Annotated in this window: 24 protein-coding genes and 1 pseudogene; 18 read left to right on the forward strand and 7 right to left on the reverse strand. The window is 61.1% G+C overall.

Annotation, left to right across the window (positions count from 1 at the left end; genetic code table 11):
- Positions 1–61: 61 nt before the first annotated feature.
- From cyaY to rnk, 3 genes are all read left to right on the forward strand, one after another.
- On the forward strand, positions 62–394 hold the full coding sequence (cyaY, locus tag KW840_RS05550; RefSeq protein ID WP_057712782.1) for an iron donor protein CyaY: 333 nt from the start codon (positions 62–64) through the stop codon (positions 392–394).
- 4 nt (positions 395–398) lie between these two features.
- Positions 399–617 (forward strand): DUF1289 domain-containing protein, encoded by a 219-nt coding sequence (locus KW840_RS05555; protein ID WP_090457714.1) that lies wholly within the window; start codon positions 399–401, stop codon positions 615–617.
- A 267-nt stretch (positions 618–884) separates the two neighbouring features.
- The gene (gene rnk / locus KW840_RS05560) at positions 885–1295 is read left to right on the forward strand and encodes a nucleoside diphosphate kinase regulator (protein ID WP_218494640.1); all 411 of its coding nucleotides are present in this window, start codon (positions 885–887) and stop codon (positions 1293–1295) included.
- Positions 1296–1302: 7 nt separating this feature from the next.
- Here rnk and KW840_RS05565 read toward each other — a convergent pair whose 3' ends face one another.
- The 3 genes from KW840_RS05565 to KW840_RS05575 all read right to left on the reverse strand — a co-directional run bounded on the left by KW840_RS05565 (position 1303) and on the right by KW840_RS05575 (position 5078).
- Entirely contained in the window at positions 1303–4146 is a 2844-nt protein-coding gene (locus tag KW840_RS05565; protein WP_218494641.1) for a class I adenylate cyclase, read from the reverse strand.
- A 192-nt stretch (positions 4147–4338) separates the two neighbouring features.
- A complete protein-coding gene (locus KW840_RS05570) occupies positions 4339–4584 on the reverse strand; it encodes a TIGR02647 family protein (RefSeq protein ID WP_057712785.1) in 246 nt (81 codons plus the stop codon).
- A gap of 209 nt (positions 4585–4793) precedes the next feature.
- Positions 4794–5078, reverse strand: coding sequence for a hypothetical protein (locus KW840_RS05575; RefSeq protein ID WP_057712786.1), 285 nt, complete (start codon positions 5076–5078; stop codon positions 4794–4796).
- Positions 5079–5202: 124 nt separating this feature from the next.
- On the opposite strand from KW840_RS05575, the gene KW840_RS05580 reads away from it, so the two are divergent.
- Entirely contained in the window at positions 5203–5862 is a 660-nt protein-coding gene (locus KW840_RS05580; RefSeq protein WP_218494642.1) for a glutathione S-transferase family protein, read from the forward strand.
- A 120-nt stretch (positions 5863–5982) separates the two neighbouring features.
- Here KW840_RS05580 and argH read toward each other — a convergent pair whose 3' ends face one another.
- Positions 5983–7377: an argininosuccinate lyase gene (gene argH, locus KW840_RS05585; RefSeq protein ID WP_008001478.1), complete on the reverse strand. Its 1395-nt coding sequence runs from the start codon at positions 7375–7377 to the stop codon at positions 5983–5985.
- A 349-nt stretch (positions 7378–7726) separates the two neighbouring features.
- Here argH and KW840_RS28930 point away from each other — a divergent pair.
- The 8 genes and pseudogenes from KW840_RS28930 to KW840_RS05620 all read left to right on the forward strand — a co-directional run.
- A pseudogene (locus KW840_RS28930) lies at positions 7727–7843 on the forward strand (sensor histidine kinase); the annotation flags it as partial.
- The gene (locus tag KW840_RS05590) at positions 7840–8586 is read left to right on the forward strand and encodes a LytTR family DNA-binding domain-containing protein (RefSeq protein ID WP_057712788.1); all 747 of its coding nucleotides are present in this window, start codon (positions 7840–7842) and stop codon (positions 8584–8586) included. The pseudogene KW840_RS28930 and the gene KW840_RS05590, both read left to right, overlap by 4 nt.
- Before the next feature lie 138 nt (positions 8587–8724).
- Positions 8725–9666 carry a hydroxymethylbilane synthase gene (hemC, locus tag KW840_RS05595; RefSeq protein WP_057712789.1) on the forward strand — a complete coding sequence of 314 codons (942 nt, stop codon included), beginning with the start codon at positions 8725–8727 and terminating at the stop codon, positions 9664–9666.
- A complete protein-coding gene (locus tag KW840_RS05600; protein WP_218494643.1) occupies positions 9663–10430 on the forward strand; it encodes a uroporphyrinogen-III synthase in 768 nt (255 codons plus the stop codon). Before hemC ends, KW840_RS05600 begins: the two co-directional genes overlap by 4 nt.
- Positions 10431–10446: 16 nt before the next feature.
- Positions 10447–11610: a uroporphyrinogen-III C-methyltransferase gene (locus tag KW840_RS05605; protein ID WP_218494644.1), complete on the forward strand. Its 1164-nt coding sequence runs from the start codon at positions 10447–10449 to the stop codon at positions 11608–11610.
- Positions 11607–12845 carry a heme biosynthesis protein HemY gene (locus KW840_RS05610; RefSeq protein ID WP_218494645.1) on the forward strand — a complete coding sequence of 413 codons (1239 nt, stop codon included), beginning with the start codon at positions 11607–11609 and terminating at the stop codon, positions 12843–12845. The genes KW840_RS05605 and KW840_RS05610 overlap by 4 nt, the downstream gene beginning before the upstream one ends.
- A 263-nt stretch (positions 12846–13108) precedes the next feature.
- Positions 13109–13660, forward strand: coding sequence for a disulfide bond formation protein B (locus tag KW840_RS05615; protein WP_057712793.1), 552 nt, complete (start codon positions 13109–13111; stop codon positions 13658–13660).
- 177 nt (positions 13661–13837) lie between these two features.
- Positions 13838–14296 (forward strand): Rsd/AlgQ family anti-sigma factor, encoded by a 459-nt coding sequence (locus KW840_RS05620; RefSeq protein WP_057712794.1) that lies wholly within the window; start codon positions 13838–13840, stop codon positions 14294–14296.
- Positions 14297–14357: 61 nt separating this feature from the next.
- On the opposite strand, the gene KW840_RS05625 is transcribed toward KW840_RS05620, so the two are convergent.
- Complete coding sequence (locus KW840_RS05625) at positions 14358–15023, reverse strand: FKBP-type peptidyl-prolyl cis-trans isomerase (RefSeq protein WP_218494646.1); 666 nt, start codon at positions 15021–15023, stop codon at positions 14358–14360.
- Positions 15024–15215: 192 nt separating this feature from the next.
- Here KW840_RS05625 and KW840_RS05630 point away from each other — a divergent pair, with 192 nt between their 5' ends.
- Positions 15216–16364, forward strand: a complete 1149-nt coding sequence (locus KW840_RS05630) for an AlgP family protein (protein WP_218494647.1) — start codon at positions 15216–15218, stop codon at positions 16362–16364.
- On the opposite strand, the gene KW840_RS05635 is transcribed toward KW840_RS05630, so the two are convergent.
- Positions 16361–16825: a TIGR02444 family protein gene (locus KW840_RS05635; protein ID WP_150814553.1), complete on the reverse strand. Its 465-nt coding sequence runs from the start codon at positions 16823–16825 to the stop codon at positions 16361–16363. The genes KW840_RS05630 and KW840_RS05635 overlap by 4 nt on opposite strands.
- Before the next feature lie 50 nt (positions 16826–16875).
- Here KW840_RS05635 and KW840_RS05640 point away from each other — a divergent pair, with 50 nt between their 5' ends.
- From KW840_RS05640 to KW840_RS05660, 5 genes are all read left to right on the forward strand, one after another.
- Entirely contained in the window at positions 16876–18786 is a 1911-nt protein-coding gene (locus tag KW840_RS05640; RefSeq protein WP_090452095.1) for an ATP-binding cassette domain-containing protein, read from the forward strand.
- Positions 18786–19367, forward strand: coding sequence for a mechanosensitive ion channel family protein (locus KW840_RS05645; RefSeq protein ID WP_218494648.1), 582 nt, complete (start codon positions 18786–18788; stop codon positions 19365–19367). Before KW840_RS05640 ends, KW840_RS05645 begins: the two co-directional genes overlap by 1 nt.
- Positions 19368–19592: 225 nt before the next feature.
- Positions 19593–20225, forward strand: a complete 633-nt coding sequence (gene rhtB, locus KW840_RS05650; protein WP_057712801.1) for a homoserine/homoserine lactone efflux protein — start codon at positions 19593–19595, stop codon at positions 20223–20225.
- 161 nt (positions 20226–20386) lie between these two features.
- Entirely contained in the window at positions 20387–22285 is a 1899-nt protein-coding gene (locus KW840_RS05655) for a cytochrome c/FTR1 family iron permease (RefSeq protein WP_218494649.1), read from the forward strand.
- A 109-nt stretch (positions 22286–22394) separates the two neighbouring features.
- Positions 22395–22850, forward strand: coding sequence for a YaiI/YqxD family protein (locus tag KW840_RS05660; RefSeq protein ID WP_057712803.1), 456 nt, complete (start codon positions 22395–22397; stop codon positions 22848–22850).
- Between the two features lie 119 nt (positions 22851–22969).
- Here the strand turns inward: KW840_RS05660 and elbB are convergent, their stop codons facing one another.
- The gene (gene elbB / locus KW840_RS05665) at positions 22970–23638 is read right to left on the reverse strand and encodes an isoprenoid biosynthesis glyoxalase ElbB (RefSeq protein ID WP_057712804.1); all 669 of its coding nucleotides are present in this window, start codon (positions 23636–23638) and stop codon (positions 22970–22972) included.
- Positions 23639–23666: the final 28 nt, after the last annotated feature.

Consider the following 23666-nt stretch of genomic DNA (forward strand, 5'->3'; position numbering starts at 1 on the left):
CGGAGCTCGGTCGTATCTTGCGGCGCTTGAGCCTGATCAGACACTTTTTGAGGTTGCCGTAATGAGTTTGTCCGAAGCGCGTTTCCATGACCTGGTCGATGCCACCCAGCAATCCCTGGAGGACATCTTTGACGAAAGCGACCTGGATATCGACCTCGAAAGCTCGGCCGGCGTGCTGACGGTCAAGTTCGAGAACGGCAGCCAGTTGATCTTCAGTCGCCAGGAGCCGCTGCGCCAGCTGTGGCTGGCGGCGGTATCCGGTGGTTTCCACTTCGACTACGACGAAGAAAGCGAGCGCTGGATGTGCGACAAGAGCGAAGAGCAGTTGGGTGAAATGCTTGAGCGTATCGTCCAGCAGCAGGCCGGTGTCGAACTCGATTTCGAAGGCCTGTGAGATCGTGACCCAGCCTGCGCCTGTCCGTGCGCCCAAACCGCTCTACAGCAATGTCAGCCCGGCGGTACCGTCGCCCTGCAGCGGTGTGTGCCGGCTGGACGAGCAAAAAGTGTGTCTGGGCTGCTTCCGTCATGTCGAAGATATTCGTGAGTGGCGTTCGGCCGATGATCAGCGTCGGCGCGTCATTTGCGAGCAGGCTGCCCACCGCAAAGCTTCAGCCTAGTGAGTCATTGTGGCGAGGGGGCTTGCCCCCGTTGGGTCGCGTAGCGGGCCCAAGTTTTTACGGCTACTGCGCCGCCGAACGGGGGCAAGCCCCCTCGCCACAGGAGTTCTCTACAAGTCCATAGCGTCGGTTTGGCCATGACTTGTATATTTTTTGAGCTGTGATAGTGTCCAGAAACGCCTCAACCCATCGAGGCTTGTGAAAACCCCGCCTTTTTCTGGCGGGGTTTTGCTTTTTTCGTGCAGAAGAAAGGAGTCTGCCCAGATCATGACCTCACCTTCCATCACCCTTACCCGTCTGGACGTCCAGCGTCTGGAGCGTCTGATCGACAGCCTGGACGACACGCTGCCGGGCGTTATTGCGCTGCAAACCGAACTGGATCGCGCCGATACCGTGGTCGGTCACGATGAAGTGCCGGCGGATGTCGTGACCATGAATTCCCGAGTGCATTGCCGCGAAGAAGGCAGTGGCAAGGACTACCACCTGACCCTGGTGTACCCCAAGGATGCGAATGCCGACGAAGGCAAGGTCTCGATCCTGGCGCCGGTGGGCAGTGCGCTGCTCGGCCTGAAGGCTGGCCAGCACATCGATTGGCCAGCTCCGGGCGGCAAGACCCTGAAGCTGACACTGCTGGAAGTCGAATCGCAGCCGGCCAATGGCGGCGCGTTCCCGGAGTGACTCCCCCTCAGACCTGATCGAGCGCCTCGTTCAATGCGTGCTCCAGGTCGGCTTTGTAGCGCAGGTACAGATGGGTGGAACTCTGACCTTCGCCGAGCAGGCCTGACAGGTCGAGGTCGGTGATGTAGCAGCGGTAGCGTTCGGTTTCCCGGCGCTGCCCGACGATTTCCCGGGCGACAACGCGGAACAACTGGTCGCCATGTTCCAGCTCGGAAAATTCCCGTTGATTGCAATACAGCGTCACCTGCACCTGACCCGGTGCGGCTTTGCCGACGATCGCCTGCACGTCGTAGAACGGCTTGTTCACTGGCGTCTGCGGCACCGGCCGGGCTTCGATGCGGCGTGCGCGGCCAGGGCCTGACGGTAGCAACTGGCAGTACAGGGTGTCGAGGTTCAGCGGGTGGGCTGCGTCCATCGGCAACAAGGCATCGCGACGGTACTGGATCGATTGCAGGAAACGCTGCAGCGGCACCAGCAGGCTTTGCTCATCGTGCCAGGGCAGGCGTTGCTGCCACAGGGCGTTGAACTCATCGAGCACGTACAGATCAGCCTGATCTTCGTTGACCCTATAGAACACTTGAATGCAGTCCGGTTGGCCCGTTGGCAGGAACAGCGCAAGGTCGTGGTCTTCCAGTGCCTTCGGATCGAGGTGCAACGGGCTGTAGCTCGCCATTTCTTCGCCCAGGTAATCGATCAGCGCCGGCAGAGTGGCCAGCGCGATGTGCTGGACCTGGCCCGGCACCAACTCCAGCACGTGGTAGTGCTGCTGGACCTGGATCAGGTAGCGATGATTGAGCCGGCTGAGCAGAAGGTTCTGCGCGGTATCGAGGATTTCTTCCACCCGTTGGGCAATGAACTGCGCGCGGTTATGGCAGAAGCAACGCACCCGCAGCTTCGGCTGTTGTGGTCCGGCCGGCAGGTTGTTGAGGTAGTCGCGGATGCAGTCGAGCAGGGCGTGGGGGCCGTCGTAGCGGCCGACCAACACTTCGTTCCAGCTATTGAGCGTCACCTGGTCCAGAGTCAGCACCAGATTTTCCCGGACACCGGCGTAGCTCAGGGAGTCGGTGCGCTCGGTGGTCATGAGGATGTTCAGGTCGCGATGGTGCTTGAGCGGATCGATGCCGACATTCACCAGGATCAGCACTTCACTCGGCACGCTGGCGCGCAACAGAGGTTCCTCGGCGACGGTGGGCAAGGGCAGGGCGATGGTCTGTTGCAGGCTGCCGAGCAGGTTGAACAGTTCGAATTCGCTCAAGTCGCTGGTGCCGGGGTGCAAGGCCAGGCGGGTACTGCTGTCGATCACGCCATTGCGGTGGCACCAAGTCAGCAGTTCGAGCAAGTGACGGCTGCGTTTGATCGGCGCGAAATGCTCCCACTCCAGTGCCGTCAGGCTGCCGTTGTACAAGCCCCACTGGCTTTGCCCCGGCTCTTTCCTGTTCGGTGCGTACACCAGCGTCAGGGTGTCTTCAGCCAGGTCCGGGGCGATGCCGGGATTGATGAATTCGACTTTACCGGCCTTGCGCTCGAAAGCGGCGTACAGGCGGCGGCCGAGGACATTCAGGTCGCGCTTGTTGATGCGGCTGACCGTTTGTTCGTGACGGGCAAACTGCGTGAGGAAGCGGTAGCTGTAGTTCAGCTCGTTGACCAGTGCCCGCCGCTCGGAGCTGACCTGGCGGACTTTCCACTGGCTGCGGCTGTCGAGCAGGGTCAGTTGGCGCTGGTCCCAGTGCCATTCATGGGTCAGGCGTTCGAGCAAGGAGCGCTGCCAGCTCTGGGCGCGGCTGTTGCCGGTGAGTTTGCGATTGACCTTCAGGTACAGCGCGCGCCGCACCAGTTCCAGCCGTTCCGGTTCGTTGCGGGCGATCAGGTATTCCTCGATACGCCGATACACCACGACATACGGATCCAGTTCGTCGAGGTCGAGGCGGTTGGCGAACACCGCTTGCTTGAAGCGCAGGCTCAGGCAATGGACCCTGGGGTGTTCACTGGCGTAAACCTCTGTCAGCAGCAGCTTGAGTACCGACTTGTAGGGCGACTCGATGCCCTTGAACAACTGCCAGAGCCCGGCACCGATAAATTCGCCGGGCGGGATGTAGGCCAGGTTGCCGAGGTCGAGGGTTTCATCGGCACGGATGAAGCGTTTGGAGATCAAGGCATGGGTGTAGCGGTCGTAGCTCGACTCTTCGTAGACCGGCACCAGCCACCAGATCGGTGTGCGCCCGGCGAGCCAGATCGCGGTGCGGTAAAACTCGTCCAGCAACAGGTAGTGCTGGGTGGTGCCGCAATCTTCCGAACTCAGCTGGGTATCGCGCTCACCGCGGACGAAACGGCTCGGGTCGATCAGGAAAAAATGCGCTTCGGCGCCCTGGCTGGCAGCCCAGGCTTCCAGCAACTGGCATTTCTTGCGCAGCTCGGCGAGTTCGTTTTCGGTCAGGTCCGGTCCATGGCAGACCCACACATCCATGTCGCTCTGGTCGGCCTGGGCCAGGGTGCCGAGGCTGCCCATCAGGAACAGTCCGTGAATCGGCCTCGGCGGGTTGCTGCCGTGGCGCGGCTTGTAGGAAAACGAGCGGGTCAGGCGCTGGGCTTCAGCGAGGACATTGGCATCCGGCTCGAAATTCGACAGCCCGGCCGGCGTACTGCCGGAAACGTAACCGGGCAACAGCGGATGGTTAACGTGGAAAAACAGCGGCAGCAAGGTCAGGACCCCTTGCTGGCGGGTCGACAACCCTTCCATGGCGCGAGCCATGCGTCCTTCGTTGAGTTTCAGAAAACGTGCGCGCAGCTGGCTGAGAACCTTGCGGTCGATTCCCTCGTCCAGATCGGGGCGGATTTCGTGGGTGCGCGTCATGTCAGCTCAAACCGGCTCGCAGGGCTCGGACGTGGGGCTTCGGATGAGGGGCAGTTTAGCGCCTTGAGGCGAGGACTTTTAAGCTGATTTTGTTTTTCTGGCGTCAGATTTCTATCGGCTGCAGACAGAAATCAGGGGGATGTGCCCGCGGAAATCCCTGGGTCGGGGTCTCCGTGGGCGATGCGGCAGAATTCAGGCTGTTACTTCGGCGTTAAGAATGGTCAGCACGGTTTGCACATTTTGCGCGGCGTCACGACCCAGGCTGGTCAGGTAACCGCCATCAGGCTGGTCGGTCAGTTCTTTTTCAAAGAGGCGTTTGGCGGCGGCAATGTGTTTCGGGGCAGCGGTCTGATGAATTTTCAGACCTTCCTGGGAACTGTCCAGGTTGAAGAGTGCGAGGACTTCCAGTTCGGCAACCAACTCAGGGGTAAGCGACATAAGGACTCCAGACTTTCTAGGAATTGGACGACAGCGCCCCTAAGGTGAACCCGCTTGTCCGGCATGTCCAGTGCTCGCGACAGGGTTTTTTTACTCTGTAGGAGCGAGCTTGCTCGCGAAGGTCGTCAACGATGACGCGTAAAACCAGATGCCCCGTGGCGCTCTCGGGTTTTTCGCGAGCGGGCTCGCTCCTACAGGGAGGTGTGGGCTTACTGCTTTTCCGGCGGCAACTCGGGCAAGGCGCGCAGGGCAGCTTCGTACCATTCGGTGTTGAACGCGCGGTCTTCTTCGAGGATCGCGTCGATTTCTACCGCCAAAACGTGGGCCATCAGGTTGAGGATTTCTTCCCGCTCGTAACCCACCAGCGTCAGCTTGTTGAACGTCGCCTTGGCAGCCGGCGGGTTGTCGCTTTCGATCTGGTTTTCGATGGCCTGGATCAGGGTGGTTTCGGCGAACTCTTCTTCGTCGTTGTCGATATCGGTTGGCTCGCTCATGGCAGGCTCCTCAGGGAAAGGCGGCCAGTTTACCCGCATTCAGCGGCGTGATGCTGCTGGCAAGAATCCCGGCAGCGTTCTATAAACAGGCACTGCCCACCCCGCATGGCCTGGAGGCTTTGTGATGATCAAGCTTTATGGATTCTCCGTCAGTAACTACTACAACATGGTCAAACTGGCGCTGCTGGAAAAAGGCCTGCCCTTCGAAGAAGTACCGTTTTACGCTGGCACCAGCCCCGAGGCACTGGCCATCAGCCCTCGCGGAAAGGTCCCGGTGCTGCAGGTAGAGCAGGGCTTCATCAATGAAACCAGCGTGATCCTCGAATACATCGAGCAAAGCCAGGAAGGCACGCCGCTGCTGCCGAGCGATCCGTTCGAGCGCGCGCAGGTGCTGGCACTGGCCAAGGAAATCGAGCTGTACATCGAATTGCCAGGCCGGGCCTGCTATCCCGAAGCCTTTTTCGGCATGACCCTGCCGGATTCGATCAAGGAAAAAACCAAAGCCGAATTGTTGCTGGGGATGGCGGCGCTGGGCCGGCACGGCAAATTCAGCCCGTATGTGGCCGGCGACAGCTTGAGCGTGGCGGATCTGTACTTCCTGTACAGCGTGCCGTTGGCGTGTGGTGTGGCGAAGAAGCTGTTTGATATCGATCTGTTGGCGCAATTGCCGGCGGCCAAGGCGCTACTGGAGCGTCTGGGGGACAATCCGAACGTGCAGCGGATTGCGGCGGACAAGGACGCGGCGATGCCTGCGTTTATGGCGATGATCGCGTCCAAGAGATAAGTTTCGTAGCGTTTTGAGGTCAGTCATCACGGGCAAGCCCGCTCCCACAGGTTTCTTTGTTTGCCATGGATTTTTGGCAAGTACTGGATCCTTGTGGGAGCGGGCTTGCCCGCGAAGCTTTTAGCGGCTGGCGAGGAGCGCCTGACCGCGAGCCACTGCAGCCTTCACCTGCGCCGGCGCGGTGCCGCCGATGTGGTTACGGGCATTGACCGAGCCTTCCAGGGTCAGCACGGCGAACACGTCCTGGTCGATCTGGTCGCTGAACTTGCGCAGTTCTTCCAGGCTCATTTCCGCCAGGTCCTTGCCGCTGTCCACGCCGTACTTCACGGCATGGCCGACGATTTCGTGGCAATCACGGAATGGCAGGCCGCGACGCACCAGGTAGTCGGCCAGGTCGGTGGCGGTGGAGAAGCCGCGCAGGGCCGCTTCGCGCATCATCGCGTGCTTGGGCTTGATCGCCGGGACCATGTCGGCAAAGGCCCGCAGCGAATCGCGCAGGGTGTCGGCGGCGTCGAACAGCGGTTCCTTGTCTTCCTGGTTGTCCTTGTTGTAGGCCAAAGGCTGGCCTTTCATCAGGGTCAGCAGGCCCATCAGCGCGCCGAACACGCGACCGGTCTTGCCACGCACGAGCTCAGGCACGTCCGGGTTTTTCTTTTGCGGCATGATCGAGCTGCCGGTGCAGAAACGGTCGGGCAGATCGATGAACTGGAACTGCGCGCTGGTCCACAGCACCAGCTCTTCGGAGAAACGCGACAGGTGCATCATCGCGATACTGGCCGCCGAGCAGAATTCGATGGCGAAATCACGATCGGAGACGTTGTCCAGCGAATTGCCGCCAACCGCGTCGAAACCCAGGAGTTGGGCGGTGTATTCGCGATCGATCGGGTAGGTGGTGCCGGCCAGTGCCGCGCTGCCCAGTGGCATGCGGTTGGTGCGCTTGCGGCAGTCGACCAGGCGTTCGTAGTCGCGGCTGAGCATTTCGAACCAAGCCAGCATGTGGTGCCCGAACGTCACCGGTTGTGCGGTCTGCAGGTGGGTGAACCCCGGCATGATGCTGGCGGCTTCGCGCTCGGCCTGCTCCAGCAGGCCTTTTTGCAGGCGGGTGATTTCGGCCAGGATCAGGTCGATCTCGTCACGCAGCCACAGACGGATGTCGGTGGCGACCTGATCGTTACGGCTGCGGCCGGTGTGCAGTTTTTTACCGGTCACGCCGATGCGGTCGGTCAGGCGCGCCTCGATGTTCATGTGGACGTCTTCGAGGTCGATGCGCCAGTCGAACTGACCGGCCTCGATTTCACCCTGGATGGTGTTCAGGCCATCGATGATGCTGTCGCGCTCGGCATCGGTCAGCACGCCGACCTTGGCCAGCATGGTGGCGTGGGCGATTGAGCCCATGATGTCGTGGCGATACAGGCGCTGGTCGAAGGTGACGGAGGCGGTGAAGCGGGCGACGAAGGCGTCGACGGGTTCACTGAAGCGGCCGCCCCAGGACTGATTGGTCTTGTCAGTGCTCATGAATTCGCTCGTATCGGCTTGAAGTAAGAAGGCGTGGAACGCTGGCGCGGATAATAACAGGGTTGCCAATCCTGTCGCTGACACTGGTCGATACGTTTTTTTGGGGGAGGGAAAGTCCGGGCCGGGGCAAGAGCCGCGCATTTTTGCCGAACGATATTTTCCAATTGAGCAATATCGTCCCGGCAACCGTCTACAGTTGGACAGTAGGATCAGCGCATTTCTCGGTGCAGCCGCTGACTATAAGAAGAGTGGGGTGTTCATATTGCGTATCAGCAAACCCTGTGGCGATGCATCGCCAACGCGGGCCTGGGCCGCCAATCGCCCGGCAGATGAAAATTTAGCCGTCGGACCAGCGGCACTTTTTGACGCTCGCGCTAGTCTTAGCGTGGATCGCGGTGACGGACGTCACTTCACCTGTCTACGCTATCCTTGTGCGAGACTCACGCAGGAATCCAGCGCAATATGAATGTCCTGATCGTTGATGACGAACCCTTGGCCCGCGAGCGCCTGAGCCGAATGGTTGGCGAACTCGAGGGGTACAGTGTCCTGGAGCCTAGTGCCACGAATGGCGAAGAGGCGTTGGCACTGATCGACAGCCACAAGCCGGATATCGTGCTGCTCGATATCCGCATGCCCGGCCTGGATGGCCTGCAAGTGGCTGCTCGGTTGTGTGAACGCGAAACTCCCCCCGCCGTGGTGTTCTGCGCCGGGCCCGATGAATTTGCCGTGGAAGCCTTACAGGCCAGCGCCGTAGGCTATCTGGTGAAACCTGTGAGAACTGAACAATTACATGACGCATTAAAGAGAGCCGAGCGCCCCAATCGTGCCCAGCTCTCCGCCCTGACCCGCCCTGCTGCCGAAAGCGGCAACGGCCCGCGCAGCCATATCAGCGCCCGAACCCGTAAAGGGATTGAGCTGATTCCGCTGGATCAGGTGGTGTATTTCATTGCCGACCACAAATACGTGACCTTGCGCCACGAAAGCGGCGAAGTGTTGCTCGATGAGCCGCTCAAGGCCCTCGAAGATGAATTCGGTGACCGTTTCGTGCGTATCCATCGCAATGCACTGGTTGCCCGCGAGCGTATCGAGCGATTGCAACGCACACCCCTGGGGCATTTTCAGCTGTTCCTCAAAGGCCTCAACGGTGATGCGCTGATCGTCAGCCGTCGTCATGTGGCTGGGGTACGCAAAATGATGCAACAGCTTTAAAAAGCTGTTCGCAGGCCAATTTCACACCCGATTGCCGGACATCCGGGGCCAGGGAGGCCGAGTAGTATCTGATACAAGTCAAAGTGGATTTGGCTGAGCTGTTATTATCCGTCATATCTATTCAGTACGGATTGATCCATGTCCTCTCGCCAGATCCGCATCGCCACCCGCAAAAGCGCTCTCGCCCTGTGGCAGGCCGAATACGTTAAGGCCCGTCTTGAAGCAGCCCATCCGGGCCTGCTGGTGACCCTCGTCCCCATGGTCAGCCGTGGTGACAAGCTGCTTGACTCTCCGCTGTCGAAAATCGGCGGCAAGGGCCTGTTCGTCAAGGAACTCGAAACCGCGCTGCTGGAAAATGAAGCCGACATCGCCGTGCACTCCATGAAGGATGTGCCGATGGACTTCCCCGAAGGCCTCGGTCTGTTCTGTATCTGCGAGCGGGAAGACCCGCGCGATGCCTTCGTTTCCAACACTTACACCAACCTGGATGAGTTGCCACAGGGCAGCATCGTCGGTACCTCCAGCCTGCGCCGCCAGGCTCAATTGCTGACCCGTCGCCCGGATTTGGAAATCCGCTTCCTGCGCGGCAACGTCAACACCCGCCTGGCCAAGCTCGATGCCGGCGAATACGACGCCATCATCCTCGCCGCTGCCGGCCTGATCCGCCTGGGATTCGAAGACCGCATCACCTCGGCCATCAGCGTCGACGACAGCCTTCCGGCCGGTGGCCAGGGCGCGGTGGGTATCGAATGCCGCAGCGCCGACAGTGAAATCCATGCGTTGCTGACACCCCTGCATCACCAGGACACCGCCACCCGCGTGACCGCCGAACGAGCCCTCAACAAGCACCTCAATGGCGGCTGCCAGGTGCCGATTGCCTGCTACGCCGTGCTGGAGGGTGACCAGGTCTGGTTGCGCGGGCTGGTGGGCGATCCAGGCGGTGGCCTGCTGCTCAGCGCACAAGCCCGCGCCCCTCGCGGCGATGCCGAGGCACTGGGTGTGCGAGTCGCCGAAGACCTGCTCAGCCAGGGTGCCGACGCCATCCTCAAAGCGGTCTATGGCGAGGCTGGTCACGAGTGATCGGCTGGCGCTTGCTGCTGACGCGTCCCGCCGAAGAAGCGGCGGCGCTGAGCAGTTTTTTGGCCGAGCAGGGGATATTCAGTAACAGTCTGCCGCTTTTGGACATCATGCCCATTGAGGCCACTGACACAATGCGCCAGGTGATTCTGGCGCTGGATCAGTTCTGCGCCGTCATCGTGGTCAGCAAGCCGGCCGCCCGGATCGGCGTCGAACTGCTCGAGCGGTATTGGCCAACACCGCCCGGTGTGAAGTGGTTCAGCGTCGGCGCGGCGACCGCGCAGATCCTCGGGGATCACGGGCTGGACGTGAGCTTCCCGGCAGAAGGCGATGACAGTGAAGCCTTGCTCGAACTTTCCCGACTGCGCGAGGCTATTGCACAACCCGATGCACGAGTGCTGATCCTGCGCGGGGAGGGCGGGCGCGAGTTGCTGGCTGAGCGTTTGCGTGAGCTTGGTGCTAGTGTCGAGTATCTGGAACTGTACCGCCGGGGATTGCCGATTTACCCGCCGACGCTACTGCCGCAACGGATCCAGGCGGAACGCCTGAACGGGCTGGTGGTCAGCAGTGGACAAGGTTTTGAGCACCTGCATCAACTGGCCGGCGATGCCTGGCCGCAGTTGGCGCGGTTGCCGTTGTTTGTACCGAGCCCCAGGGTTGCCGAGCTGGCGCGTGCCGCCGGGGCCAAAACAGTTGTGGATTGTCGTGGCGCCAGTGCCGCGGCCTTGCTGACGGCGTTACGGGAGCATCCCGTACCCGTTTTCTAATGCAAAGGATGGATACGTGAGCGAAACAGCCTTGCCTAAAGATGACTCGCGACCGGTGCTTGATGCACCTGTTGATGCACCTGTTGATGAAATGCCGCCGCCGCCACCTGCTGCCGAGCAGCGTCGAGGCAATGGTCTGGCAATCATCGCGCTGCTGTTGGGCGCGGCCGGTGTAGCGGTGGGCGGTTGGGGTGTCTGGCAGGTGCGTCACCTGCAGGCCAATAATCAGCAGCAACTGAGCCAGGTGCAGGCGCTGAATGACCAGGCGCAAAACCTCAAGCTCAATGAGGAGCGCCTGAGCGCACGCTTGGCGCAATTGCCTCCCGCCGATGAACTGGAAGCACGCAGTCGTCTGGTGATTCAGCTGCAAGGTGATCAGCAGCGGTTGAACCAACGGCTGGAAACCGTTCTCGGTGCCAGCCGCAAAGACTGGCGTCTGGCCGAGGCCGAGCACCTGCTGCGTCTGGCCAGCCTGCGACTGTCCGCCTTGCAGGACATCAGCAGTGCCCAGGCACTGGTCCAGGGTGCCGACGAGATACTGCGTGAGCAAAACGATCCGGGCTCCTTTGCCGCTCGCGAGCAGGTGGCCAAGACCCTGATCGCCTTGCGCAGCACCGAACAACCGGATCGCACCGGGCTGTTTCTGCGTCTGGGTGCGCTGCGCGATCAAGTGGCCAGCCTCACCGAGCTGGCACCGGAGTACAAGGACCGTGGCGATTCGCTGCTGGGCCTGACTGCCGATGGCGACGGTGCCAGTCGCTGGGCGCAATGGTGGGATCAGATTTCGCGCTACATCCGCATCGACTTCAATGCCGACAAGAACGTTCGCCCATTGCTGGCCGGCCAGAGCCTGAGCCAGGTACGCCTGGCCCTGAGCCTGGCGCTGGAGCAGGCACAGTGGGCCGCACTCAATGGCCAGCCGGCGGTTTACTCCCAAGTGCTGGACGAGGCGCGGGACATCCTCAAGGGCAACTTCAATCCGGACAACGTACAAAGCAAAGTCATGCTTGAACAGGTGGCCGAGTTGAGCGTGCAACCTGTCACCGTCGTCACGCCGGATATGACCGGCACCCTGAGCGCGGTGCAGGGGTACCTGGAGCGGCGCAACGTCAACGCCGAGGATTCGGTCAAGCCACTGGCCAGGCCTGCCGCGAGCGCCGCGCCGGAGGCCACGCCATGAGACGCCTCTATGTGATCGTGTTCCTCGTGATCGCCGCTGCCGCTGCGCTGGGGCTGGCGATTGCCGAGCATTCCGGCTACGTGCTGATTGCCTACAAGACCTTCCGTTATGAGTCGAGCCTGTGGGCTACTTTGGCGCTGGTGGCTGTGCTCTGGCTGGTGATCTGGGGCATCAGGTCGCTGGTCGAACTGGTGATGGCTTCCAGTGGCGTGGTCAATCCGTGGTCACGGCGTAACCGCAGCCGTCGAGTGCAGGTGGCGATCGAGCACGGTCAGCTGGACCTGGCCGAGGGTCGCTGGGCCAGCGCGCAACGTCACTTGCATCGGGCTGCCGAAGCCGAGCGTCAGCCGCTGCTTTACTACCTCGGCGCTGCCCGTGCAGCGAACGAACTCGGCAATCACGAAGAAAGCGACAACTTGCTGGAGCGCGCCCTCGAGCGTCAGCCCCAGGCCGAGTTGGCGATCGCCTTGAGCCACGCCCAGTTACAGACCGATCGCGGTGATACCGCAGGCGCCCTGGCCACCCTGCAAGCCATGCGTGAACGCCATCCTCATAACGCACAGACCCTGCGTCAATTGCAGCGCCTGCTTCAGCAACGTGGTGACTGGTCGGCAGTGATTCGCCTGCTGCCGGAGCTGCGTAAGGACAAAATCCTGCCGGCGGCGGAGCTCGCCGAGCTGGAGCGTCGGGCCTGGGGGGCGAACCTGTCCCTGGCGGCGCAACGGGAAGAAGACGGAACGGTGGGGCTGCAATCGCTGGAACGTGCCTGGCAGCAACTGACTTCGGCACAGCGTCAGGAGCCGCAACTGGTGCTGGCGTATGCCGAGCAGTTGCGGCAACTGGGGGCTCAGGTCGAGGCCGAAGAAGTGCTGCGCACCGCGCTCAAGCGCAGCTACGACAGTCATCTGGCACGTCTCTACGGACTGGTTCGCGGCAATGATCCGGCCCGCCAGTTGCAGGCCGCCGAAGGCTGGCTCAAGGACCACCCGGCCGATCCGGGCCTGCTGCTGACACTGGGTCGTCTATGCCTGCAAAACAGTTTGTGGGGCAAGGCCCGGGACTATCTGGAAAGCAGCCTGCGTGTACAGCGCAATCCGGAAGCCTGTGCCGAGCTGGCACGCTTGCTGGCGCAAATGGGCGATGCGGAGCGCAGCAACCAGCTGTTTCAGGAAGGCCTGGGGTTGTTGGATGAGCGCTTGCTCGCGGCCCCTCTGCCAACGCCAGTCGGCGCTTGACCCACTCGCAGGCACCGGGCTCCGGCGCCTGAGCGATGACCTGCGACGAGGGGGCAATCACCCTCGCCGCAGTGCGATGATTAGTTGAAATTCAGTCGCGAAATCTCATCGCAGACAAAGTCCTACAGAGGACTACATTTTATCCTCTCGTCTGCGTCGGGATTTCCCTACACCTGCGCTGAAGTCTCTGTGGGCACTTGCCTTGAAAGGCTGTCGCGCTTTCCTCTACCGTAATGGTCTGTCACTACTTTTACGGAAAAGCCATGTCTTTGGCCTGCTCACGCTCCTTGTTTTTCATGGCTTTCATTGCGGGTGCCCTGGCGATGGGTGTTTCCTACTACCTGGAATATGCAGTCGGCCTGCGGCCTTGTGGCTTGTGTCTTGTGCAGCGGTTTTGCCTGGCGCTCCTTACCGGCGTCTGCCTGATGGCTTCGGTTCATGGCCCCGGTCGCATCGGAAACGTTCTCTATTGGCTGTTCAGTCTTTGTTGCAGCCTGGCCGGCACTGTCACTGCATGGCGACAGGTCCTGCTGCAAAGCCTTCCAGCGGAACAGGTAGCGGCGTGCTCGACTCATCTGGCGGACCTGTTGGCCAATTCTCCGTGGCTTTCGGTCGTACAGCAAATGTTCAAGGGCGCTGCCGATTGTGTGGAAATTTCCTGGACGCTGTTCGATCTGAGTCTCACCGAGTGGAGCCTGCTGCTCTTCGTCGCGATGATGATTCTGGCCGTTTACCAGTCGCTGCGACTGGTCTGGACCGGCTATCAGCGACCACTCAGCGGCGAGTCGTCGCACCGGGCCTTTGCGGGTGATTAAACACTTGTATGAACTTTATCGCCTGCGTACCTTGAAGCCAGTGTCGTGCGGGCATAATCTGGCCCGCACGTGTCATTGGAATTATGTTGCTCGATGACGCTCTGCCTGACCGCCCACCGACGTTACAAGAGGCGAGCGGGCATAGAGCAGCTGACCCACAAGGGAAGAGAGATCACCATGCTCGAAAGTTGTCAGAATGCTCAGGAACGCTGGGGCGGAGTGCACCTGCTGATCGATCGCTGGTTGCAGGAACGACACGAACTGATCGGGGCCTATGACGCTCTCGGCGCAAAGCCTGAGGCGCTGGGTGAGAACCGCAAGCCCTTGCAGGAATTCTGCGGCGTGCTGGTCGATTATGTATCGGCCGGGCACTTCGAGATCTACGAGCAGCTGACGGGGGAGGCCAAGGCCTTCAACGACAAGCGTGGCCTGGAGCTCGCCGAGACCATCTACCCGCGGATCGACGTCATCACCGAAAAGCTGCTCGCCTTCAATGACCTGTGTGACGCAGGTAAGTGTGTCGCCGAAGAGTTCAAGACACTCGGCGGACTGTTGCATGAGCGCTTTGAGCTGGAAGACTGCCTGATCGAAGTGCTGCACACCGCCCACAAGGAAGCCGACTCGGTTCAGGCCTGAAGCACTTCTCTGCAAGATCCGGAAACGGCGTGCCAAGGCACGCCGTTTTTCGTTTACATCGTCAGCTGGTGGCACCGCGCAGTTCGACTTCGAACACCAGTGGTGTGAATGGTGCGATCACGTCACCGGCACCGTCGGCGCCATAGGCCTGAGCCGATGGAATCACCAGTCGCCATTTCGCCCCGACCGGCATGTTTTGCAGTGCACTGCGCCATCCGGCGATCACGCTGTCGAGACTGAACCACTGTGGCTGACTGTTCTGATCGAACACAGTGCCGTCGGGCAATCGACCGATATACAGCACCTGCACCTTGCCGTTCGGTCCGGCCTTGGCGCCGGTACCTGGCGTCAACTCGGTCAGCAACACGCCATCAGCCAGTTCGCGCACGCCGGGCCTGGCTTTTTCTGTGGTGAGAAAACGCTGTTCTTTTTCCAGTGCCATTTCGCTTTGCGGCTCGTCGGACTGCATGGCGATGTGGGCTTCATGCTCGGTCAGTATCTGTTGGATCTGCTCGTCCTTCAGCGCCAGCGGTTTGCCCTGATAGGCCTGCTGCAATCCTTCGACCAATGCCTGGAGTTGCAGGTCGGGAACCTCCTGGCGCAAGCGTTCGCCAAGGCTTGCACCCAGGCTGTAAGCGAGATCGTGGGCTTCATTTTCCTGCGTTGTTTCGCCGGCCTGGGCCACCGAAAAAAACACGCACAGCGATAAAAAAAGGTAGCGCGACATGGGCACTCTCCGACCTGAATTGCGGGCGATTATGCCAGCGAGAATGCGCGCAACGGTGAACTGCTTTTGCGCCGAGGTAGAAGTTTTTCAATCCTTTGCAACACAGCGCTTTCGATAGTGTCAACATGCCCTAGCGGCGGTTGCAGCAGAGGTCTAGTATGAGCCGCACTCACTTCAGCCAGGAGGTAAACCATGTCGGCCACCAAGAAGCCAGTAAACACTCCGTTGCACTTGCTCCAACAACTCTCGAGCAGCCTGCTCGAGCATCTGGAAACCGCTTGTTCCGAAGCCTTGGCTGATGCTGAAAAACTGCTCGCCAAGCTGGAAAAGCAGCGCGGAAAAGCGCAAGAAAAACTGCACAAATCCCGCACCAAATTGCAGGACGCTGCGGCGGCCGGAAAAGCCAAGGCACAAGCCAAGGCCAAGGGCGCAGTGGCCGATCTTGAGGAGCTGCTTGATGCCCTCAAGGATCGTCAATCGGAAACCCGCGGCTACATTCTGCAACTCAAGCGCGATGCTCAGGAAAGCCTGAAACTGGCCCAGGGCGTCGGTCGTGTACAAGAGGCTGTCGGCAAGGTGTTGTCCTTGCGTGCGGCCAAGCCTGCTGCGGCACCTGCGAAGAAAGCCGCTGCCAAACCGGCTGCTGCAAAAGCACCGGCCAAACCTGCCGCAAAACCTGCAGCTGCCAAGCCAGCAGCTAAAACTGCCGCAGCCAAACCTGCAGCCAAACCGGCTGCGAGAAAACCGGCTGCTGCCAGCGCTGCAAAACCTGCGGCTAAAACCACGGCTGCCAAACCAGCCGCCGCACGACCTACCGCTGCAAGAGCCGCTGCTGCCAAACCAGCCGTGGCTAAAACCGCCGCCGCGAAACCGGCTGCAAAACCAGCCGCTAAACCCGCAGCAAAACCAGCAGCCAAAACTGCAGCAGCGAAACCTGCTGCGAAGCCGGCCGCCAAATCTGTCGCGGCTAAAACCGCTGCAAAACCAGCTGCGAAAACTGCGGCCAAACCCGCTGTAAAAGCAGCGGCCAAGCCGGCCGCTAAACCAGCCGCTAAACCGGCAGCCAAACCTGCTGCGGCTAAACCTGCTGCGGCTAAACCAGCCGCTGCTGCCAAACCGGCCACCGCCAAGCCCGCTGCCAAGCCAGCGGCGGCGAAGCCAGCTGCAAAACCAGCAGTGAAACCTGTAGCCGCCAAGCCGGCCGCCGCGCCAGTTGCCAAGCCAGCCAATCCGGCTCCGGGTGCACCGTCTGCTTTAGCAGCAGCCACCTCGACAGGCACGCCAGCGCCAACGCCGGCCGCCGCATCGATCGCAGCAACCACCCCAACCAGCGCTTCCTAAGTGCCGGTTACCGCGACGCGCAGCTGATGCAGCGCGTCGCGGTCCAGGTGGGCGGCGCCTGCCGCCACACCATTGAGCCAGGCCGATAGATCGGTCGCCTCACCTTGCGGCCAACTCAACGCCGTTCGTTCCAGTCGTACCAACAGATGTCGCTCGGCTTCCAGTTCGAGTGCCTTCACTTGCTCGCGCAAAGCATTCAGTTCGCCATCGTCGGCGGCAACGACTTTCCAATTCACCCGCAAGGCTCGCAACGGTCGCACCACGTCTGCGTCCCACGGCTCGGCCACGCTACGCAGTTGCTGCAATCGGTGTTCGTTAAAGGCGACGCCACGTTCTCCCAACCACAGTCCGCAGAGGAGCAAGCACACATTGATGCCCGCCGACTGCAATTGCAGGCATGCGGGTTCAACGCCGGGCTGGGCATAAGTACTTAGGGAAAAGCTCCACAGGTCAGAGGACATAGTGCTACTCGCGCCAGTTGCGAGCGAAGCTGGTAGACTCCGCCGCCATTATGATTCGACTTCAGAACCTGACTTTACAGCGTGGCCCGCAACGTCTGCTAGAAGACGCCGAGCTGACCCTGCACGCCGGCCAGAAAGCCGGCCTCATCGGTGCCAACGGCGCCGGCAAATCGAGCCTGTTCGCCTTGCTTCGGGGTGAGCTGCACCCGGACTCGGGTGATTGCTTCCTGCCGGCCGACTGGCGTATCGCCCACATGCGCCAAGAGGTCGACACCCTCGAACGCCTGGCGGTCGACTACGTGCTCGATGGCGACCTGCGCCTGCGCCAGGTGCAACGCGACCTGGCGGCAGCCGAAGCGGCCCATGACGGTGCCGCTCAGGCCCGACTGCACTCGGAACTCGACAGCGCCGACGGTTACACCGCCGATGCCCGGGCGCGCAAGCTGCTGGCCGGGCTTGGATTCACCAACGAGCAGATGGATCGCCAGGTCGGGGATTTCTCCGGTGGCTGGCGGATGCGCCTGAACCTGGCGCAGGCCTTGATGTGCCCATCGGACCTGCTGCTGCTCGACGAACCGACCAACCACCTGGACCTCGACGCCATCATCTGGCTCGAAGAGTGGCTCAAGAGTTATCCCGGCACCTTGATGCTGATTTCCCACGACCGGGACTTCCTCGATGCCGTGGTCGACCACGTGGCCCACGTCGATCAGCGCAAGATCACCCTGTACCGCGGTGGCTACAGCGCCTTCGAGCGTGCCCGTGCCGAACGCCTGGCCCAGCAACAGCAGGCGTACGAGAAGCAGCAGGTGCAACGTGCGCACATGGAAAGCTACATCGCCCGCTTCAAGGCCCAGGCTACCAAGGCCCGTCAGGCCCAGAGCCGGATCAAGGCACTGGAGCGGATGGAAGAGCTGACCGCCGCCCACGTCGATTCGCCGTTCGACTTTGTCTTCCGTGAATCGCAGAAGATTTCCAGCCCGCTGATCGACCTGTCCGATGCCCGCCTGGGCTACGGCGACAAGGCCGTGCTGGAGAAGGTCAAGCTGCAACTGACCCCGGGTGCGCGAATCGGTCTGCTCGGCCCGAATGGCGCCGGTAAATCGACCCTGATCAAGAACCTTGCCGGTGAGCTCTCGCCATTGGCCGGCCGCTTGACCCGTGGCGAGAACACCGTTGTCGGTTACTTCGCCCAGCATCAGCTGGATTCGCTGGACTCCAAGGCCAGCCCGTTGCTGCACCTGCAACGCCTGGCACCGACCGAGCGTGAGCAGACCCTGCGCGACTTCCTCGGCGGGTTCGACTTCCGTGGTGCGCGAATCGACGAGCCGGTACTGAATTTCTCCGGTGGCGAAAAGGCGCGCCTGGCGTTGGCCTTGATCGCCTGGGACCGACCGAACCTGTTGCTGCTCGACGAACCGACCAACCACCTGGACCTGGAAATGCGTCTGGCGCTGACCATGGCCCTGCAGGAATTCAGTGGTGCGGTATTGGTGGTCTCTCACGATCGCCACTTGCTCAAAAGCACCACCGACAATTTCTATCTGGTGGCGGACGGCAAGGTCGAGGAGTTCGACGGCGACCTGGAGGACTACACCCGCTGGCTGGTGGAGTATCGCCAGCGCAACGCCCCGGTCAGCAACACGCCGGTCAACCCGGACAAGACCGACAAAAAAGCCCAGCGTCAGGCTGCGGCAGCGTTGCGTCAGCAACTGGCGCCACACAAGCGCGAAGCTGACAAGCTAGAAGCCGAACTCGGCAAGCTCCACGAAAAGCTGGCGAAGATCGATGCCAGCCTCGGCGACAGCGACATCTACGAGCCGGCGCGCAAGAACGAATTGCGGGATCTGCTGGCCGAACAGGCCAAGCTGAAGGTGCGTGAGGCGGAGCTGGAAGAAGCCTGGATGGAAGCCCTGGAGTTGCTGGAAAACATGCAGGCGGAGCTGGAGGAGCTGTCCTGATGGACGCCTTCAAGCTGCCGCTGCCGGCGGTGTGGGTCGAGCCGATCTGGCTCGGCGTGCAAATCCTGCTGATCCTGTTGGCCGGATACATCGCCCAGCGTTTCGTCGCCAAATGCCTGACCCGTCTCGGCGAGCGCTACCCGTTTCCGCCGCAGTTGCTGATGCCGCTGCGCGGTGGTCTGCGCTGGCTCATCATGGGCAGTGCATTGATTTTCGTGCTGGAGCGCCTCGGTGTTTCGGCCACGGTGCTCTGGACCGCGTTGTCCGGTTTCGTCGCAGTCGCGGCGGTGGCGTTTTTCGCCATGTGGAGCGTGCTCTCGAACCTGCTGTGCGCGATCCTGATCTTTACCGTCGGCCCGTTTCGCATAGGTGACGTAGTCGAGTTGGTGGACACCACCGACAAGCCCGGCGTCAAAGGCCGGGTAGTGGCGATCAATCTTCTTTACACCACGCTGATCGAGGCCGAAGAAGTCGGCACTGGCAGCGCCATGGTGCAGGTGCCCAACAGTTTGTTCTTCCAGCGTTCGGTACGGCGCTGGCGCGGGAAGGATGTGTTTCCTTCCAGCGGGTTTGAAAAGTAAGTTTTTTGTCGCCTGACATATCGCCATCGCGAGCAAGCTCGCTCCCACAGTCGATCTTCAGTGAGCACAAATCTTGTGAGCACCAGAGACTTCTCTGTGGGAGCGAACTTGCTCGCGATGGGAGCCTCAAGTCAGCAGTCGTCATGTCCTACAAAAAATCGGTAGTCATCCAATCAAAGCCGCATTAGCTTAGACATCTGTCACGAGTCTGAGTCGAGGTGTGCAATGGAGCTTCAAACATGGCTGGCGTTTTTTGCCGCCTGCTGGGTGATCAGCCTGTCCCCCGGCGCCGGCGCCATTGCGTCGATGTCCAGCGGCTTGCAATACGGTTTCTGGCGCGGCTACTGGAACGCCCTGGGCCTGCAACTGGGCCTGGCTTTGCAGATCGCCATCGTCGGCGCCGGTGTCGGCGCCATTCTCACGGCGTCGGCCACGGCCTTCTACGCCATCAAATGGTTTGGCGTGGCGTATCTGGTTTACCTCGCGATCAAGCAATGGCGTGCGCTGCCCAGCGATATGAGCGATGACGCGGCGCTGCGCCAGATCGGCAAGCCGATGGCCCTGGTGTTCCGTGGTTTTCTGGTGAACATCAGCAACCCCAAGGCGCTGGTGTTCATGCTGGCGGTGTTGCCGCAGTTCATCGACCCCCATGCGCCACTGCTGATTCAGTATCTGATAATCGGTGTGACCATGGTTTGCGTCGACCTGATCGTCATGGCCGGCTACACCGGTCTGGCGTCCAAAGTGCTGCGTCTGTTGCGCACACCGAAACAGCAAAAGCGCATGAACCGGACCTTTGCCGGGCTGTTCATCGGGGCGGCGGCGTTCATGGCGACGTTGCGCAAAGCTGCTGTGTAAATCGGCGATATACAAAAAAGGCGACCCTGGAGGTCGCCTTTTTTGTTTGAAGGAGCCGCTCTCGAAACTGATGCAATTACGAAGAGATATCAACAAAGCTTGAGCGAAACCCGTCTGGCGTTAACAATATGTAACTTCGTATTTCCAATTGAGATTCATTCATGATTGCCCCCTCCCGTTTCCTGGCCTGGCTGTTGCTGCCGCTGTTGGCTGCGTGCAGTTTTCAGCTACTGGCCGCTCCCGCCGAAGGTGCGCCGCAGGCGCTGCACTTGCTCGATTACGTCGGCGCGGATTACCCGGACACGGTGCAGGCGGGCAGCATCACGGACCCGTCCGGATTTCGCGCGCAGCAAGACTCGGTCAAGACGCTGGGAAGTCTGATTGCAGCCATGCCGGCCAAGCCGGAAAAAGCCGCTCTGGAGCAAAGCCTGGCCGCGCTGGGAAATTCCATTGACACCCATCAGGACGGTGCCGACGTCGCGCGCCAGGCCCGGCAACTGGGTGCGAAGCTGGCCGTGGCCTATGAAGTCAGCCAGGCCCCGGTCATTACGCCGGACCCGGTGCGTGGTGCGCCGCTGTACGCTCAGCATTGCTCGGTCTGCCATGGCGATACAGGGGCCGGCGACGGCCCGGCAGGTGTCGGCATGACGCCGCCGCCATCCAATCTGCGTGATACCACACGACTGGACCGACTGAGCCTCTACGCGATCTACAGCACCCTGGGCCTGGGGGTCGAAGGGACCGACATGCCGGCCTTTGCCGATCAACTGGATGATCGTCAGCGTTGGGACCTGGCCACCTATATCGCCAGCTTCAGTGTCGACCCGGCGGCGGCCAAGGCTGAAAAGACCTACAACATCGCCGACCTCGCTCGTCAGACCCCGGCCGAAGTACAGGCCGTCGAAGGCCCGCAAGCCGCCGCGACCTTCCGTGCCCAGCGGGCGCAACCGCCACAGGTCAAGCGTGGCCCGGCGCAACTGCTCGACTACACTGCGGCCACTTTGGACAAGAGCATCGCGGCGTATCGTGCCGGTGAGCATGATCAGGCTTATGACTTATCGGTAGCGGCGTATCTGGAAGGCTTCGAGCTGGTTGAGAGCTCGCTGGATAACATTGACGCCAACGTGCGTAAAGACACTGAAAAATCCCTGATGGCCTACCGTCAGTCGTTGCAGGACGGCTTGCCGGTGAGCGAGGTCGAGCAGCGCCTGGACGTGGCCAAGGACAAGTTGAAGGCATCGGCCGGCCTGTTGGGCAACGAGGGTTTGAGCTGGTCGCTGAGTTACATTTCCGGCCTGCTGATTCTGCTGCGCGAAGGTCTGGAAGCGATTCTGGTGCTGGCGGCGATCCTTGCTTTCCTGCGTAACACGGATCAACAGGCGGCGGTGCGCAGCGTTAACGTCGGCTGGGGCCTGGCGTTTGTGGCGGGGCTGGGCACCTGGGCGCTGGCAGCCTATGTGATTGATGTCAGCGGTTCCCAACGCGAATTGCTGGAAGGTGCGACGGCGTTGTTTGCCAGCGTCATGGTGCTGTGGCTGGGCGTGTGGATGCATGACCGTCGTCACGCCGCGGCCTGGCAGGATTACATCAAGACCAGCCTGGTGGGCGGTGGCGGGCGTTTCGGTTTTGCGACCCTGGCGTTCTTCTCGGTGTATCGCGAACTGTTCGAAGTGATCCTGTTCTACGAAACCCTGTGGTTGCAGGCAGGTCCCGCGGGGCACAACGCGGTGCTGGCCGGTGGGGCCACGGCGCTGGTGTTGCTGATCGGCCTGGCCTGGGTGATTTTGCGCGGTTCGGCGAAGTTGCCGCTGGCGTTGTTCTTCAGCATCAACGCCGGTCTTTTGTGCGCCTTGTCGGTGGTGTTTGCCGGGCACGGCGTGAAAGCGCTGCAGGAAGCCGGGATCTTCGGTACGCGGCCGGTGCCGTTCTTTGACTTTGAATGGTTGGGGATCCATGCCGATGCCTATTCGTTGAGCGCCCAGGCTGTGGCGATCATTTCGATTGTCGTGTTGTACGGTCGTAGCCGGGTAGTTGAGAGGCAGCGGGTGCAGGTTTCTTAAACGGCATTCGCTTCGCTCACTTTCGCGGGCAAGCCACGCTCCCACAGGTTTCGCGTTAACCTGTGGGAGCGTGGCTTGCCCGCGATGCTTTTCAACAGAGGAAAATTCAATGCGTGTGTGGATCGATGCCGACGCCTGTCCTCGGGCAGCCAAGGATCTGGTGGTGAAGTTCGCTCTCAAGCGCCAGTTCGAAGTGGTGCTGGTGGCCGGGCAGCCGCAGACCAAACCGGGGCTGGCACTGGTCAAGCTGATCGTGGTGCCGAGCGGCCCGGATGCGGCCGATGACTACCTGGTGGAACACGCGGTGCCTGGTGAGCTGGTGATCTGCAGCGATGTACCGCTGGCCGATCGTCTGGTGAAGAAGGGCGTGGCAGCGCTCGACCCACGGGGCAAGGAGTTTGATGCGCAGAACATGGGCGAGCGGCTGGCGGTTCGCAACCTGTTCACCGATTTGCGCGAACAAGGGCAAATGGGCGGAGGGCCAGCGCCGTTTGGCGACCGTGAGAAGCAGGCGTTTGCCAATGCGCTGGACCGGATTCTCACTCGTCTGACGCGCAGTTCTTAAGACCAGTGGCGAACCCTGTGGGAGCGAGCTTGCTCGCGATAGCGGACTTACAGACAACATCGATGTTGAATGTGCTGGCCCCATCGCGAGCAAGCTCGCTCCCACAGTTTTGGAGGGTGTCAGGCGTCGTTTTCGTGGGTCAGTTCCAGTACCCGGTCTACCAGTTTGTTGATGCCTGAAGCCGCTTCACTGATCGATTGCGCCAGCATGTAAGCCGGTGTGCTCACCAGTTTGCGCGCCTTGTCCTCGACGATGTCACTGACCGCGCAATCGGTATGGGTCGCGCCCATCTTGTTCATCGCAGCTGCCGTGTCGGTGTCGTTGCCTATGGTGCAGGTGACGCCAGGGCCGTAGATCTTTGCCGCCAGGGCAGGGGAGATGCACATCAACCCCACCGGTTTGCCGGCCTCGGCAAAGGCTTCGGTCAGTGCCAGGACATCCGGTTGAACGGTGCAGGCGGCACCTTCGATGGCGAAGCTGGACAGGTTCTTGGCCGAGCCGAAGCCGCCGGGCACGATCAGCGCATCGAACTCATCGACGTTCGCGTCTCGGATATCCTTGATGTTGCCCCGGGCAATCCGCGCCGACTCCACCAGCACGTTGCGCGATTCGGGCATTTCTTCGCCGGTCAGGTGGTTGATCACATGCAACTGCGCGATGTCAGGTGCGAAACACTGCACCTGGGCCCCGCGCTGGTCCAGGCGCAGCAGGGTGATAACGCTCTCGTGGAGCTCGGCGCCGTCGTACACGCCACAACCGGAAAGGATCACTGCAACTTTTTTGCTCATGGGCTTTTCTCCAGATTCATGGCGTTAA

Origin of the sequence: Pseudomonas sp. PDM30 (assembly GCF_019218985.1) — a bacterium.
Classification (GTDB): domain Bacteria; phylum Pseudomonadota; class Gammaproteobacteria; order Pseudomonadales; family Pseudomonadaceae; genus Aquipseudomonas; species Aquipseudomonas jessenii.